12 protein-coding genes are annotated in these 13,992 nt (G+C 61.2%); 5 read left to right on the top strand and 7 right to left on the bottom strand.

Annotated features, from left to right (window positions below):
- Window positions 1-84: 84 nt before the first annotated feature.
- The 3 genes from fkpA to C2U40_RS16910 all read left to right on the top strand — a co-directional run bounded on the left by fkpA (window position 85) and on the right by C2U40_RS16910 (window position 3,888).
- Window positions 85-891 (top strand): FKBP-type peptidyl-prolyl cis-trans isomerase, encoded by an 807-nt coding sequence (gene fkpA / locus C2U40_RS16920; RefSeq protein ID WP_011704938.1) that lies wholly within the window; start codon window positions 85-87, stop codon window positions 889-891.
- A 118-nt stretch (window positions 892-1,009) separates the two neighbouring features.
- Window positions 1,010-2,338, top strand: coding sequence for an IS4 family transposase (locus C2U40_RS16915; RefSeq protein WP_052816382.1), 1,329 nt, complete (start codon window positions 1,010-1,012; stop codon window positions 2,336-2,338).
- Between the two features lie 143 nt (window positions 2,339-2,481).
- Window positions 2,482-3,888 carry a sigma-54-dependent transcriptional regulator gene (locus C2U40_RS16910; RefSeq protein WP_043159586.1) on the top strand — a complete coding sequence of 469 codons (1,407 nt, stop codon included), beginning with the start codon at window positions 2,482-2,484 and terminating at the stop codon, window positions 3,886-3,888.
- A gap of 88 nt (window positions 3,889-3,976) precedes the next feature.
- On the opposite strand, the gene C2U40_RS16905 is transcribed toward C2U40_RS16910, so the two are convergent.
- From C2U40_RS16905 to C2U40_RS16880, 6 genes are all read right to left on the bottom strand, one after another.
- Window positions 3,977-4,846: a tetratricopeptide repeat protein gene (locus C2U40_RS16905; protein ID WP_041216415.1), complete on the bottom strand. Its 870-nt coding sequence runs from the start codon at window positions 4,844-4,846 to the stop codon at window positions 3,977-3,979.
- 113 nt (window positions 4,847-4,959) lie between these two features.
- Complete coding sequence (locus C2U40_RS16900) at window positions 4,960-5,295, bottom strand: hypothetical protein (RefSeq protein WP_005303968.1); 336 nt, start codon at window positions 5,293-5,295, stop codon at window positions 4,960-4,962.
- 126 nt (window positions 5,296-5,421) lie between these two features.
- Window positions 5,422-5,763 (bottom strand): DUF2956 domain-containing protein, encoded by a 342-nt coding sequence (locus tag C2U40_RS16895; RefSeq protein ID WP_041216416.1) that lies wholly within the window; start codon window positions 5,761-5,763, stop codon window positions 5,422-5,424.
- Window positions 5,764-5,849: 86 nt separating this feature from the next.
- On the bottom strand, window positions 5,850-7,688 hold the full coding sequence (locus C2U40_RS16890) for a bifunctional metallophosphatase/5'-nucleotidase (RefSeq protein ID WP_103828710.1): 1,839 nt from the start codon (window positions 7,686-7,688) through the stop codon (window positions 5,850-5,852).
- A 232-nt stretch (window positions 7,689-7,920) separates the two neighbouring features.
- On the bottom strand, window positions 7,921-9,462 hold the full coding sequence (locus C2U40_RS16885) for an EAL domain-containing protein (RefSeq protein ID WP_024944386.1): 1,542 nt from the start codon (window positions 9,460-9,462) through the stop codon (window positions 7,921-7,923).
- 178 nt (window positions 9,463-9,640) lie between these two features.
- The gene (locus tag C2U40_RS16880; RefSeq protein ID WP_011704944.1) at window positions 9,641-10,495 is read right to left on the bottom strand and encodes a Tim44 domain-containing protein; all 855 of its coding nucleotides are present in this window, start codon (window positions 10,493-10,495) and stop codon (window positions 9,641-9,643) included.
- Between the two features lie 432 nt (window positions 10,496-10,927).
- Here C2U40_RS16880 and dnaB point away from each other — a divergent pair, with 432 nt between their 5' ends.
- Both dnaB and alr read left to right on the top strand, forming a co-directional pair.
- Entirely contained in the window at window positions 10,928-12,322 is a 1,395-nt protein-coding gene (dnaB, locus tag C2U40_RS16870; RefSeq protein ID WP_103828709.1) for a replicative DNA helicase, read from the top strand.
- Window positions 12,323-12,473: 151 nt separating this feature from the next.
- Window positions 12,474-13,547 carry an alanine racemase gene (gene alr, locus C2U40_RS16865; RefSeq protein ID WP_060388693.1) on the top strand — a complete coding sequence of 358 codons (1,074 nt, stop codon included), beginning with the start codon at window positions 12,474-12,476 and terminating at the stop codon, window positions 13,545-13,547.
- A 195-nt stretch (window positions 13,548-13,742) separates the two neighbouring features.
- Here alr and C2U40_RS16855 read toward each other — a convergent pair whose 3' ends face one another.
- Window positions 13,743-13,991 carry a YfhL family 4Fe-4S dicluster ferredoxin gene (locus C2U40_RS16855; protein ID WP_005334896.1) on the bottom strand — a complete coding sequence of 83 codons (249 nt, stop codon included), beginning with the start codon at window positions 13,989-13,991 and terminating at the stop codon, window positions 13,743-13,745.
- Window position 13,992 lies beyond the last annotated feature (1 nt).

Here is a 13,992-nt window from a genome sequence, read left to right as displayed (position 1 = left end):
GGCGTTAGTATAAGGCGCTTATCACGATAAACCTCTCATTTCACGAAGGAACCGAGAGCGGTATTTAGAGTTTTGGAGAAACTGATGAACAATTTTCTGAAGGTGTCCCTGTTGGCCGCGGCAGTTGCCGTGAGTCTGACTGCTTGCCAAAAAGACGAGAAGACTGCTGCGAATACCGCAGAGGTCAAGGCAGAAGCCAGCAAGCCGGCAGAGGCCCCCAAGGCTGAAGCCAAGAGCTTTGAAGAGCAATCCGGCTATGCAATTGGCCTCTCCATGGGTCGTTATATCGCCAATACCCTGGAACGTCAGCAGGAACTCGGCATCAAGCTGGACAACAGTGTCATCCTCAAGGGTGTGACCGACGGTCTGGGCAAAGAAGCCAAGATGACCGACGAGGAGATCCAGAAGGTTCTGCAGCAGTACGACGCCAAGATCAACGAGTTGACCAAGGCCAAGGCTGACAAGGATGCCGTGGAAAACCAGAAGAAGGGTGAAGAGTACCTGGCTGCCAACGCCAAGAAAGAGGGCGTGAAGAGCACCGAATCCGGCCTGCAATACCAGGTCGAGAAGATGGGTACCGGCGCCAAGCCGAAGGCCACCGACATCGTCAAGGTCCACTACACCGGTACCCTGACCGACGGCACCAAGTTCGACAGCTCCGTCGATCGCGGCGAGCCGGCCACCTTCCCGCTCAACCAGGTGATCCCGGGCTGGACCGAAGGCGTGCAGCTGATGCCGGTCGGTTCCAAGTTCAAGTTCTTCCTGCCGTCCAAGCTGGCCTATGGCGAACACGGTGCGGGTTCCATCCCGGCCAATGCCGTGCTGGTATTCGACGTTGAGCTGCTGGCTATCGAGAAGCCTGCTGCCGATGGCGACAACGCCAAGAAGTAAGCGGAAAACGTTGAAAAAACGGCTCCTTAGGGAGTAATGCCGATCAGTTAAGGATCCATTGACCGATCCTCAGGCTGTGTAAGAATCCGAAACTCCTTGTTGGGTTTCGGATTTTTTTATGCGTATCGACCAAGCTCTCGACTTCATTCACGCCTGTCCTCCCGGAAAGTTTGAGTCCCTGTCTGACCTGCTGTCACCTGAACTGGTGCAGGCTTGCTTGGCCGAGACGGGCTCCGTCTCCTTGCGCCGACGGCGCATGCCCATGGAGCGGGTGCTATGGGCCATTATCGGGATGTCCTTGTTTCGTCATGTCCCTATGGCCCAGCTGGCCAACCAGCTCGATATCCTGTTACCCGGCGACCGGCCGTTTGTCGTCCCCAGCGCCTTCATCCAGGCGCGCCAAAAACTGGCTGACCAAGCCGTTCGACAGGTGTTCCAGCAGACCGCCACACTCTGGCATCAGCAGTGTCAGCACCCCACCTGGGCCGGCTTGCAGCTGCTGGCCGTGGACGGGGTGGTCTGGCGCACGCCCGATACTCCGGACAATGCCGGCGCCTTTGCCAAGTCGAAAACCGTCCAGGGGGAGACGCAATATCCCCAGGTCCGCATGTTGTGTCAGATGGAGCTGACCAGTCATCTGCTGACCCAGACAGTGATGGACTCCTGTGCGGTAAACGAGATGGTGTTGGCAGAGCAACTGATTGAAAAAACACCCGATAATAGCCTGACCCTGTTCGATAAGGGCTTCTACTCACTGGGGTTACTCCATGCCTGGCAACGCCAGGGCGTAGCGCGTCACTGGCTTATTCCGCTGAAAAAGGGGGCTCAATACGAGGTCATCCGCAAGCTGGGGCGGCAGGATGTGCTGGTACGCCTCAGAGCCAGTCCGCAGGCCAAGAAGAAGTGGAGCGAGTTGCCGGAGCAGTTCGAAGCCCGGCTGCTGACCCGGACGGTAAACGGCAAGGAGCGGCAGGTGCTGACCTCGCTCACCGACCCGCTGCGCTTCCCGGCCAGCGAGTTGATGGAGCTATACCAGAATCGCTGGGAAATCGAGCTGGGCTATCGGGAGATGAAACATAGCCTGCAACAGCACCGGCTGACGCTGCGCAGCAAGAAACCCGATGGAGTAAGGCAGGAGCTATGGGGCTTGGTATTGGCCTATAACCTACTGAGATATCAGATGGTTAGGATGGCGGCGAGCTTAAAGGGCTATACGGCCAGCCAGTTGAGCTTTCACATGGCATCGGTGTATCTGCTGCATGAACTCAGTTGCCTGCCGTTTGTGTCACCGGGCATGGTTCCAGGGCGTGTCGCTGAGTTGGACAAACAGGCAGAGCAGTTCAAGTTACCCGCCCGCCGAGAACGAAGTTACCCAAGGTGCATCAAAGCCAAACCACAGAAGTATGCGACGAGAAAACCTAGTAAAAACAATGCCAGTCAGGCTTAACTGACTGGCATTAGCTCCTTAGGGAGCCGTTTTTACTTGTAACTCCGCCCGAATGGCGGGATAAAAGAGAGTATCGCCAACTGTGCTAACATGGCGAACGACACCCGAAATAGACAACAAAATCAATTGCAAGGATGGCTCCCGTGGCTGAAAGCAAACCTCGAGTCCTGTTGGTGGAAGATACCCGCAGTCTGGCGGTGGTCTATGAACAGTATCTGGCCCAGGATGGCTACGAGGTGCTGCGAGCCGATTGCGGCCAGCAGGCATTGGCGCAGCTGCTGAGCAGCCCGCCGCCGGTGGTGCTGCTGGATCTCGAGCTGCCCGACATGTCCGGCATGGACATCCTGCAGCAGATCACCGAACAGCAGCTGCCCTGCTCGGTGGTGGTGATCACCGCCCACGGCTCGGTGGACGTGGCGGTGGAGGCGATGCGGCTTGGCGCCTTCGACTTTCTGACCAAACCGTTCGACGGCAAGCGGCTGTGCGCCACCGCGCGCAATGCCCTCAAGCACCAGCAACTCAGCTCGCTGGTGGCCCAGTACCGGGAGAACTTCGAGCGCAGCTCGTTTGCCGGTTTCATCGGTGCCTCCATGCCGATGCAGGCGGTCTATCGCATCATCGAGAGTGCGGCACCGAGCAAGGCGACCGTGTTCATCACCGGCGAGAGCGGCACCGGCAAGGAGGTGTGCGCCGAGGCCATCCACCAGTGCAGCCCCCGTCGCGAGCAGCCCTTCATCGCCCTCAACTGTGCCGCCATTCCCCACGACCTGATGGAGAGCGAAATCTTCGGCCACGTGAAGGGGTCGTTCACCGGCGCGCAGGGGGATCGCAAGGGGGCGGCCAGCCTGGCGGATGGCGGCACCCTGTTTCTGGACGAGATCTGCGAGATGGATCTGGACCTGCAGAGCAAGCTGCTGCGCTTCATCCAGACCGGCACCCTGCAGCGGGTCGGCAGCGGCAAGCTGGAGACGGTCGACGTGCGCTTCGTTTGCGCCACCAACCGCGATCCCCTGCTGGAGGTGAAGGCGGGGCGTTTTCGCGAGGATCTCTACTACCGGTTGCACGTCATCCCCCTCAGCCTGCCGCCGCTGCGCGAGCGGGGCGAGGACATACTGCTGCTGGCGCGAACCCTGCTGCAAAGCTATGCCAAGGAAGAGAACAAGCGCTTCAAGGATTTCGATGCCGAGGCGGCGCGGGTGCTGCTCGATTACCCCTGGCCCGGCAACGTGCGCGAGCTGCAGAACGTGGTGCGCAACATAGTGGTGCTCAACGATCGCGAGCTGGTGAGCCCCGACATCTTGCCACCCCCGCTCAACGGCAGCCGTGCCAGCCTGCTGGCGGCGATCCCCGCTGCGGCCGCGACCGGCAGCGGTGCCGTGGTGGTGGCCAATGCCCCGATCCGCCCGCTCTGGCTGGTGGAAAAAGAGACCATAGAGCAGGCCATCGCCAGCTGTGACGGCAACATCCCCAAGGCGGCGGCGTTGCTGGAGATAAGCCCTTCCACCATCTATCGCAAGAAACAGGGCTGGGAAGAGGCGAGTCTGGCGTGAGGCCGGCGTCGGGAGGGGCTCACCTTCCCCGGGATAAATGTGCGGGGCGGCCAATGGGCCGCCCCGCTGCGTTTGTGGCGGTTGCTGGCTAGAGCTTGGCCAAGAGCTTGAGGCGGGCCAGCCGCTCGGCCTCGTTGGCCTTGAGCCAGCGATCCTGCGAGAGCAGGAACCAGGCGCGGGAGAAGTATTCGGCTGCAGCCGGATCATCCAGTACCAGCGCGTTCTCCCCCAGCTCCTCGAACAGATAGCCATCCTCAGCCACCCCGGCGGCCGCCATATCACCCTTCAGCTGCATCAGGTCGGCCAGCGCCTGTTCATGCTGCCCCTGGGCCCGCAGCAGACGGGCCAGACTCCAGCGGGCGATAAAGGCCTTGGCCTGGTTGTTGTGCTGCTCGTGCCAGGCCAGACATTTTTGCTGGAAGCCCCTGGCCTCATCGAAACGACCCAGCTCGAACAGGGTCCAGCCCTGGTTGTTGTAGAGGGTGGCGAGCCAGCCGCGCACCTTGTGATCGGTACTGCGTTCGGCCAGCTCCATCGCCAGCTGATGCCAGCGGCTCTGCTCTTCCAGCGGCGCGGCGATGGCGATCATGTGGGCGGCGTCGATGGCGAGATAGAGTTCCTTGTGCTTGAGCCCCAGCTGCCACGCCTGTTCAAACAGCGTCTTGGCGCTGGCCTTGTCGCCGGCGGAGTTGAAGGTACGGCCTCGCTCCAGCAGGGCGCGCAGGCGGGCTCGGGGGGTGGCGTCGGTGAGGCGGGGTTCTATCTCGTCGAGCAGCTGGTGCGCCTCGGCAAACTGGCGTTGCAGCGAATGGGTGCGGGCTATCTGGGTGAGCAGCTCCAGCTCGTACTGCAGATCGGCGGCGGCGCGCGCCTCGGGCAACAGGGCATGAAAACGCAGGGCGCTGGCGGCGGGATCCCGATAATCCCACTGCGCCATGAAATCGGGCGGATTGTCCATTTGGCCTCCTTGCTGGCTATCCTCCCCCCAAGATGCCTGCAGGCCATTGTTTGTACAAGGGGCCCCCGTCACAGAGTGCCCCTTGAGTCATGTTCGCATCAATGGCGAGCCGGTCAGTAGACCATGGCCAGGCTCATCAACATCAGGCCGAGGGCGGCGAAGGCTCCCTCCTTGATGGCCAGGCGCGGCACCAGCGCCTTGGGCAGGGCCGGGAACAGGCTGAGGGCGAAGCCGAGCCCCGGCATCAGCCAGTGAAAGGCCGGGTTGCGCAGGCTCGGGTCTGCCGCACCATTGATGATGATGAGCAGAATGAAGAGGGTGAAGGCCGGCAGAATAAACCAGCGAGCGCTGCCAGCCGCAACGGCGCGCAGCGGCGAGATGCGATAGAGCAGCAGGGTCACGATAAACAGCACCAGGGGTGCCAGCAGGTAGAGTGGAGCCGGGTTCATAACGGGTGTCCTGAAAAAAGGCGTGAGCAGCAGTGGCGGGATTTAATCAGCCCGAGGCGGGGATGACCAGCCACAAGGGCCCGGGCTGTGAAGCAGATCCCGGGCAAAGGTTTGTCGGCCTGGGCTTCAGCGCAGCCAGAACCAGGCGGCAAAGCCCAGCCAGCTGATGGCCAGCAGCAGCCATGGCAGCGGATGCTGGCGGGAGACTTCGACCAGCTCGACGATGTCGTCCGGTTCCTCATCCTGCGGCGCTGTGTGGGACTGTTTGGCCTTGGCCTGCAGTTTTTTCTGACGGCTGGCCTCGCGGGCCCGCACCTTCATCTGTTTCTTGTATTCGTCTATGCCTTTCTGGATCCCCTGCGCGATCAGCTGGGTTTGCTCCTTGGTCTGCCCCGGCTTCTGGTTGGCACGGGCAATTTTCATCGCCTCCTGCTGGGTCTCGGGGGAAATCTTGTCGTACTTCGCCATCAAAGGGTCTCCTCGGCATCGATTGGCGGGGAGTATGCCATAAAAACGGCGCCCTCAGGCGCCGTTGCAACAGCTTGTGAGCCGGATCAGGGCTTGTAGTAGGTCACGGTCGCGTAGGGCAGCGGGTTGAGGGTGCCTTGGGACTCGGCGTACTCCATGAACATTTCGTTCTCACCGACACCGGAGTCGACGTAGTCACCCTTGTTGGGCAGCTCTTCACGCTTGAGCAGGCCGTTGTAGCCATCCTTGCCGGAAGCGATGTAGGTGTTGGCACCGACCCGGTACACCTTCTCGTCATCCAGCGGCTGCCACTGACCGTTGGCGTCCAGCAGTTCCAGCTTGGTGATGCGGGAGCCCTTGGCCAGCTTGCCGTCGTAGGTGTAGCTCAGGTGGCCGACGTAGGGGAAGGCACCGCTGGAAGCGGCGATCCCGGTCTCCAGGCCGATGGAGTAGTCAACGGCGTACTCCAGGGTGGCACGAACGTCCTTGCCCTTGAGGTTGAAGGCGGCGATCTTGTTGCCAAACGGCAGCAGGGTACCCATCACGTAACCGACCGAGAGCGGGCCCGCGTTCACGTCGGCGCGCACGCCACCGGCGTTCTGGATGGTGAAGTCGACCTTGGTGTTGAGCTTGTTGAGTTTCCAGTAGAGCGACTCGGCCACCAGGGGATCGATGAGGCCGGCGCCGTCCGGGGTGGTCGGCACGCGCACGTGGGTCAGCTTGGTAGGCACGTCGGCGATGATCTTGGCTTCGAGCTCGGCCACGGCCGGCTTGTACTCGGTGTCGATCACATCGCGCATGGCGGTATTTTCCGGCACGATCTCGATGACCGGGGACTTGTTGATGAAGTCGACTACGTTGGTCTGCTCGGTGCCGCTGAGCGGCACTTTCTTCTTGGCCACTTCCTTGGTGAAGTTATCGCCGGTCATCAGGGTGTTGCGGCCCTCACACTTGGTGAGCTGGCCTTCCTTGCTGAGGGAGACGTTGACCAGGCCGTAGCCCTTGGCCCATTCGCCGGCCTGCACGATACAGGTCTTGCCACCGTCCGGGTTGCTGACGATCTGGGCGTAGGTATTGTCGTCGGCCGGGTTCTGGTTGTGGGCGGTATAGCCGATGCTGTTGAGCTCGGTGATGTCGCCGAGGAAGGTCTGGGAGTGACCGCCGACGATCAGGTCGATGCCGTTGACGGCCTTGGCGACCGCCTGGTCATTTTGCAGGCCGATATGGGTGACCATGATGATCTTGTTGGCACCCTTGGATTTGAGGGTATCGACCATTTTCTGGGCGGTCTCAATCATCGGCAGGAATTTGGTGTCGGTATCCGGCGAGGAGATGTCATGCATATTTTCCAGCACCAGCCCGAAAATACCCACGCTCTCGCCATTGACTTCCTTAATGACATATTCGTGAATATTTTCACTGTCCTTCAGGGTGGCGCTACTGGATTTCACCATATTGGAAGCCAATACCGGGAAATTCACCCGTGAGACAAAGTCTTTAATAGCCTGGTTGCCCAGATCGAATTCGTGGTTGCCGAGCACCATGGCATCGATACCCATGTCGGAGAGCAGCCGGGACTCCTCTTCACCCTTGAACTGGGTGAAATAGAGGGTGCCCTGGAAGGCGTCGCCACCGTTGAGCACCATGAAGTTGCGGCCCTCGTTGGCGGCCTGGCTGCGCAGCTCGTCCAGCTTGAACTTCAGGCGCGGATAGCCGCCCAGCTTGGCGTTGAACTTGAACAGCTCCTGGCCGGTGGGCTGGATCGCCAGCGCATTTTCGGTCGGGTCGAGGTGGGCGTGGGTATCATTGATGTGGGCAATGGTCAGATCCAGCGGAATATGTTCCTTGCTGCTGTTTTCTGAATTGCAGGCGGTCAGCCCGAACAGGGTAATAGAGACGGTGACGGCCAGTAGCGTCTTCTTCATCGGTAATATTCCTCTTGTTGTTATAGTCCTGTATATCGTTCCTGCATGACAGGAGTGTGGCGATTCTAGGCAAAAAGTAATAATTGGAAATAAACAGAGCTGATTCCTTTGAGCTACTGCACATTAATAAAGCAAATAAACGTTTGCTCTATTTGGCAGAGCAGAGGAAGGCGCGGCGGGGATTTTCCGCCAGCATGGGTGTCAATGCAACCCCATTGGCGTCAGAGGAGCTTCAAGGCGCAGGCGTGGGGCTCAGCTGCTGCAGAAATTGCTGCGGAGTGAGCGGGCGGCCATACAGGTAGCCCTGCAGGTAATCGACCTGCCGCTCGACCAGAAAGTCGGCCTGCTCCTGGGTCTCGACCCCTTCGGCGATGGTTTGCAGCCCCAGCCGGGTCGCCAGGCTGATGGTGCTGTCAAGAATATGGCGGGAGAGGGCGTTGGTGCCGATCATGGCGACGAAGCTCTGATCGATCTTGAGATAGTCCACGTGAAACTGCTGCAGATAGGTGAGGCTGGAGTGGCCGGTACCAAAGTCGTCCAGCCCGATCCTGACCCCCATCTGCCGCAACTCCTCAAACAGCCGCTCGGTGAGGTGGTTGGGGGTGATGAGCTCGCGCTCGGTCAGCTCCAGCACCAGGGTGATCGGGTTGGCGGTGAAGGCGGCGAGAAAGCTGCGGCAGTCATCCAGCAGGCTCAGCTGCTGGCAGTGGCGGGCACAGATGTTGAAGCTGAAGTGAAAGCGGGGCGGCAGCGCCGCCGCGTGGGGGGCAAACTGCAGCCGCACCTGCTGCATCAGGGTCTGGGTCATCAGGATGATGAGGCCGCTCTCCTCCGCCAGCGGAATGAAGAGATCCGGCCGGATCAGCCCCTGGCGGTGGTGCTGCCAGCGCATCAACACCTCGCAGCCATGCAGTTGGCCGTTCTGGCTGACGACGATGGGCTGCAGATAGGGCACGAACTCCTGCTTGATGATGGCGCGCCTGAGCTCCTGGGTCGGGGTTGAGATATGGCTCCACCAGCGGTAGGTGGCAAGGCCGGCCAGCCCCCCGAGGGCCAGGATCAGCAGCACCATGCTGCCCTGCTTTTGCAGGGTCATGGCCAGCACGGCACTCAGCGGGAACCCCTGGTTCAGGCTGTAGCCGAACGTAGTCGAGTCGAGCCGGTAGTTGAAGCCTCGAAGCCTGGGCGGTTGGCCATCGTGTACCTTGCCCTGCAGGTCGAGCCACTGCTCACCGATTTGCACCCAGCTGTGGGGCCCGGCGAGGTGCCACTGCAACGGCTTGCTCAGATGATAGGGGTTGATGGCGACCACCACCGCATGATCCCCCTCGCTCAGGTGGTAGAACAGCAGCGACGGTTTGCGTCCGAGCTGGGTGACCGCCTCCAGTCTGAGCAGCTCGTGCTGGCTGTTCTGCAGCCGGTCTTTCAGATCGATCTCGTCGAAGATGGAGGAGCAGTAGAGGCGCCCGTTGCGGGAGAGGTTGACCGAGCGCACATAGGGGGAGGTGGCGACCAGCACCCGCAGCTCGCGGGCCACCTCGCGGCAGGGACGGCTGGCCAGCGGCAGCGCCGCCTTGGCCGCCAAGGTCGAGTGGTGCAGCGCGCTGTCGATCTGCGTCATGGCGCGTTCGGCGGCGGTCTGGGCCTGCTGGCGCGTCATCGACCAGGTCTGCCAGTAGAGGGTGACGAGGGAGATGAGGATCAGGGTGGCGCAGCACAGCAGGCTGGCCAGGAGACGAGGCATGTTGCTGCGACGCAGAAAGGGAAGAGCCATGGGCCACGCCTCGATGAAGAGTCAATTGAACAAAAAAAGGTCGGTCATACTACACAATCACACCTCAATCTCATAGCCGGTACAAGGGGTGGCATGGGCGGGTGCAGGGGGTTGGAAATGCCAAAAAGCAAAGACGGCCCGCAGGCCGCCTTTGTTTGTCATCGCAGGGAAAGCGCGTTTACAGCTGCTCGATGCCGACGATATGCCAGGGGGCATTGTCCTTGGCGAGGTTGCGCTCGAGGTGCCACACCTCCTTGATGTCCTCCTCGACCTGCTCCTGGCGATCCATGTAGCGGCCGCTGAAGCGCACGCTGACCTGTGCCCAGTCGCTGCCGTAGTCGGCACGCACCAGCTGGGTGTCCACATACATCACTTCGGTATGCTGCTCACCAGTGAGCTCGGCCCGCTCGGCCTTGAGCTGTTCAAACAGCTCAGGACTCACGTACTCGCGTACCTTTTCCAGATCGTTTTTGTTCCAGGCTTCCTGCAGGGTGCGGTAGTGATCGCGGGCCCCGGCCAGGAAACCGTTCATGTCAAAACCTGGCGGCAGGCGGAACGGCACGTCGCTGTCGGCAAAACCGGTGGCCTGCGGGGCGCTGTGGTTCTGCTCGAACTGCTGGGGCGCCGCGCTCTGGGGCGGCTGATAGCCGGCATAGGCCGTCTGCTGCTGTGGCGCCGCCATCTTGCCCTTGCGCAGGGTGCGGATCAGGAACACGGCCCCCAGTGCCAGCAGGGCGATCAGCAGGAAGTCCATCCCTTGCAGACCTTCGAAGGCGCCGCTGCCCAGCAGGTAGGCGAACAGACCACCGGCCAGCAGGCCGCCGAGCAGGCCGCCCATCATGCCGCCCTTCTTGGGTGCCTGGGCGCCCACGGTGGGGTTCTTGGTGTCGACGGGTTTGGCGGCCGGTTGGGCCGGAGCCGTTTTATAGCTCTTGCCAAAGGATTTGCCGCCGCCAAATTTCTTGGCCTCGGCAATGGGTGCCCCCAGGCCAATGGCCAGGATCACGGCAAACAGGGTCAGCATCTTTTTCATTTTGACTCTTTTCACTCTCATCAGTGGGTGGGGCATGCTCTGCTTTGGCAAGCTCAGCGAGGCGCATGGCAGGCTGCCTGTCCCTCGTTGTATTGCAGCTTGCGACTATGATTAACATGGTTGGCATGAATTATTCATGAACAGATTGCCCCGATCGGGGGCGTTGCGAGGAGACAGGCCATGAAAAGTCGACGACCGAGCCGCAAGGAGCGCAAACTGCGCAACAAGGCGAGAGCCAAACCGCAGGATCAGACCCTGGTCTGGCCTTTCATGATTGTATGAATGCGAGACGGATTTCATCGACAGGCGGCGTCAACAACCATCAGGAGGGCGGTTGTGGCTGACAGAAGTGAATAGCGTGCATTTGCACTCGCGATGACGGGGTTTCTTTTGTAAAATTCCCGTCCCCTTCCCGCTGCGGTTTTTATGTGTATGGCAGAGCAAGTGACGGCGAAAAAAGACGCCAAGACACAACAGCTGAAAGTACCTCCCCACTCTTTTGAGGCCGAACAGTCCGTACTGGGCGGCCTGATGCTGGACAACGAGGCCTGGGATCGGGTCGCCGAACGGGTGATCGACAAGGATTTCTACAGCCGCCCGCACCGCCTGATCTTCCAGGCCATGACCCGCCTCTCCAATGCGGGCAACCCCATCGATCTCATCACCCTGCAGGAAGAGCTGGAGCGCTCCGAACAGCTGGAAGAGGCCGGTGGCTTCGCCTATCTGGTGGAGATCGCCAAGAACACCCCGAGTGCCGCCAACATCAGTGCCTACGCCGAGATCGTGCGTGAGCGGGCGGTCGTGCGGGAGATGATCTCGGTCGCCAACGAGATAGTCGGAGCAGGCTATGAGCCGCAGGGGCGCACCTCCGGTGATCTGCTGGACCTGGCCGAGAGCAAGGTATTCAAGATTGCCGAGCAGCGCAGCAGCGCCAACGAGGGGCCCCAGCCGCTCAAGCTGATTCTCGAGCAGACCGTCGACAAGATTGAAGAGCTGTTCAAGACGCCCCACAACGGGGTGACCGGGGTATCGAGCGGTTACGGTGATCTCGACAAGATGACCGCCGGCCTGCAGCGCTCGGATCTGGTGATCGTCGCGGCCCGTCCCTCCATGGGCAAGACGACGTTTGCCATGAACCTGTGCGAGCATGCGGCGCTCACCGCTGACAAGCCGGTACTGATCTTCTCGCTGGAGATGCCCTCCGAGCAGATCATCATGCGTATGCTCGCCTCGGTGGGGCGCATCGACCAGACCAAGGTGCGAACCGGTCAGCTCGACGACGAGGACTGGGCGCGGCTCTCCTCCACCATGGGATTGCTGCTCGAGAAGGGCAAGATGTACATCGATGACGCCTCCGGCCTCACCCCGACCGACGTACGTTCTCGCGCCCGTCGTATCGCCCGTGAGCACGGCGGCCTCTCGATGATCATGATTGACTACCTGCAGCTGATGCGGGTGCCGGCGCTGTCTGACAACCGGACCCTGGAGATCGGCGAGATCTCCCGCTCCCTCAAGGCCTTGGCGAAAGAGTTGCAGTGCCCGGTGGTGGCGCTCTCCCAGCTCAACCGAAGCCTGGAACAGCGGGCCGACAAGCGCCCGGTCAACTCGGATCTGCGGGAATCGGGCTCCATCGAGCAGGATGCGGACTTGATCATGTTCATCTACCGCGACGAGGTCTATCACGACGACAGCCCCGACAAGGGGATCGCCGAGATCATCATCGGCAAGCAGCGTAACGGCCCCATCGGGCGGGTTCGCCTCACCTTCCAGGGCCAGTTCTCGCGCTTTGACAACTACGCGGGTCCGGCGTTTGATGATGACTACTAAGTAAGCCGGGAGCCTGCTCCCGGTATCCAGAAACAGTTTTCCCGGTTCGACAATTCTGCCGGTCCGGCCTTAGACGATGACAATTAAGGGCTGACACCCCCCCGGTGCCTGGCGCGTTCGCGCGTTATCATGCCCTCGTAAGGGAAAACAGATGAAAGCGGCTATCGCCCAAATCAATACCGCGGCCCTGCGCCACAACCTCGCCGTGGTGAAACGCCACGCCCCCCAATGCAAGATCATTGCCGTGGTCAAGGCCAACGCCTATGGCCATGGGCTGCTGCCGGTCGCCCGCACCCTGGTGGATGCGGATGCCTATGCGGTGGCCCGCATCGAAGAGGCGCTGATGCTGCGCTCCTGCGCCGTGGTCAAGCCCATCGTGCTGCTGGAAGGCTTCTTCAGCGCGGCCGACCTGCCGGTGCTGGCGGCCAACAATCTGCAGACCGCGGTGCACACCTGGGAGCAGCTCGAAGCGCTGGAGCAGGCGGATCTGCCTGCCCCCGTGGTGGCCTGGCTCAAGCTCGACACCGGCATGCACCGCCTCGGCGTGCGGGCCGACGAGATGCCCGCCTTTATCGAGCGGCTCGCCAGGTGCAAGAACGTGGTTCAACCGTTCAACATCATGACCCACTTCAGCCGATCCGATGAGCTGGAGCAGCCCACCACCCGCGAGCAGATCGACTTGTTCAGCCAGCTGACCGCGCCGCTGTTGGGCGAGCGGGCCATGGCCAACTCGGCGGGCATCCTGGCCTGGCCGGATTCTCACTGCGACTGGATCCGCCCGGGCGTCATCCTCTACGGCGTCTCCCCCTTCCCCAATACGGTGGCGGCCGATTACGACCTGCAGCCGGTGATGACCCTCAAGACACAACTGATCGCGGTGCGGGATCACAAGGCGGGCGAGCCGGTGGGCTATGGCGCCAACTGGGTGTCGGATCGCGATACCCGGCTCGGTGTCATCGCCATCGGCTATGGCGACGGCTATCCACGCATGGCTCCCAACGGCACGCCGGTGCTGGTCAACGGCCGCATCGTGCCGCTGGTGGGTAGGGTCTCCATGGACATGACCACGGTGGACTTGGGCCCCGGCGCCACCGACAAGGCCGGTGACGAGGCGGTACTGTGGGGTGAAGGGCTGCCGGTAGAGCGGGTGGCCGACCAGATCGGCACCATCCCCTACGAGCTCATCACCAAGCTCACCTCCCGGGTCTTTATGGAATACATCTAGGTACCGTGAGCGCAAAACGTCAAAAAGCCCCGCATAGCGGGGCTTTTTTTATGTGTCGTCAGCGACCTACGGATTACCGATGTTTTACTACCTGTGCATCCGCACAAACTCTTCCATCAGCTGATCTTCGGTCTCCACCATATGGACGGGATCCCGGAGGATGCAGTCCATGTAGAGCAGACGCTGATGCCAGTGTTACTGCCTGTGCATCCGCACGAACTTTTCCATCAGTTGATCTTCGGTCTCCACGTGAGCGGGATCCCAGATGATGCAGTCGATGGGGCAGACGCTGATGCAGGTCGGCTTCTCGTAGTGACCGACGCACTCGGTGCAGCGACTGGGGTCGATCTCGTAGATCTCCTCGCCCAGGCTGATTGCCTGGTTCGGACACTCGGGATCGCACATGTCACAGTTGATGCACTTGTCGGTGATGAGCAGTGCCATC

The organism is Aeromonas sp. ASNIH4 (assembly GCF_002934425.1).
GTDB lineage: Bacteria > Pseudomonadota > Gammaproteobacteria > Enterobacterales > Aeromonadaceae > Aeromonas > Aeromonas hydrophila.
The sequence above is the reverse complement of the archived record's forward strand: the minus strand, read 5'-3'. Positions and strand labels throughout refer to the sequence as shown.

Excerpts from the sequence above, each read along its gene's own strand:
- C2U40_RS16905 (WP_041216415.1), bottom strand. The coding sequence starts at position 4,846 with ATGGACAATCCGCCCGATTTCATGGCGCAGTGGGATTATCGGGATCCC.
- dnaB (WP_103828709.1), top strand. The coding sequence starts at position 10,928 with ATGGCAGAGCAAGTGACGGCGAAAAAAGACGCCAAGACACAACAGCTG.
- fkpA (WP_011704938.1), top strand. The coding sequence starts at position 85 with ATGAACAATTTTCTGAAGGTGTCCCTGTTGGCCGCGGCAGTTGCCGTG.
- C2U40_RS16890 (WP_103828710.1), bottom strand. The coding sequence starts at position 7,688 with ATGAAGAAGACGCTACTGGCCGTCACCGTCTCTATTACCCTGTTCGGG.
- C2U40_RS16895 (WP_041216416.1), bottom strand. The coding sequence starts at position 5,763 with ATGGCGAAGTACGACAAGATTTCCCCCGAGACCCAGCAGGAGGCGATG.
- C2U40_RS16885 (WP_024944386.1), bottom strand. The coding sequence starts at position 9,462 with ATGGCTCTTCCCTTTCTGCGTCGCAGCAACATGCCTCGTCTCCTGGCC.
- C2U40_RS16855 (WP_005334896.1), bottom strand. The coding sequence starts at position 13,991 with ATGGCACTGCTCATCACCGACAAGTGCATCAACTGTGACATGTGCGAT.
- alr (WP_060388693.1), top strand. The coding sequence starts at position 12,474 with ATGAAAGCGGCTATCGCCCAAATCAATACCGCGGCCCTGCGCCACAAC.
- C2U40_RS16900 (WP_005303968.1), bottom strand. The coding sequence starts at position 5,295 with ATGAACCCGGCTCCACTCTACCTGCTGGCACCCCTGGTGCTGTTTATC.
- C2U40_RS16915 (WP_052816382.1), top strand. The coding sequence starts at position 1,010 with ATGCGTATCGACCAAGCTCTCGACTTCATTCACGCCTGTCCTCCCGGA.
- C2U40_RS16880 (WP_011704944.1), bottom strand. The coding sequence starts at position 10,495 with ATGAAAAAGATGCTGACCCTGTTTGCCGTGATCCTGGCCATTGGCCTG.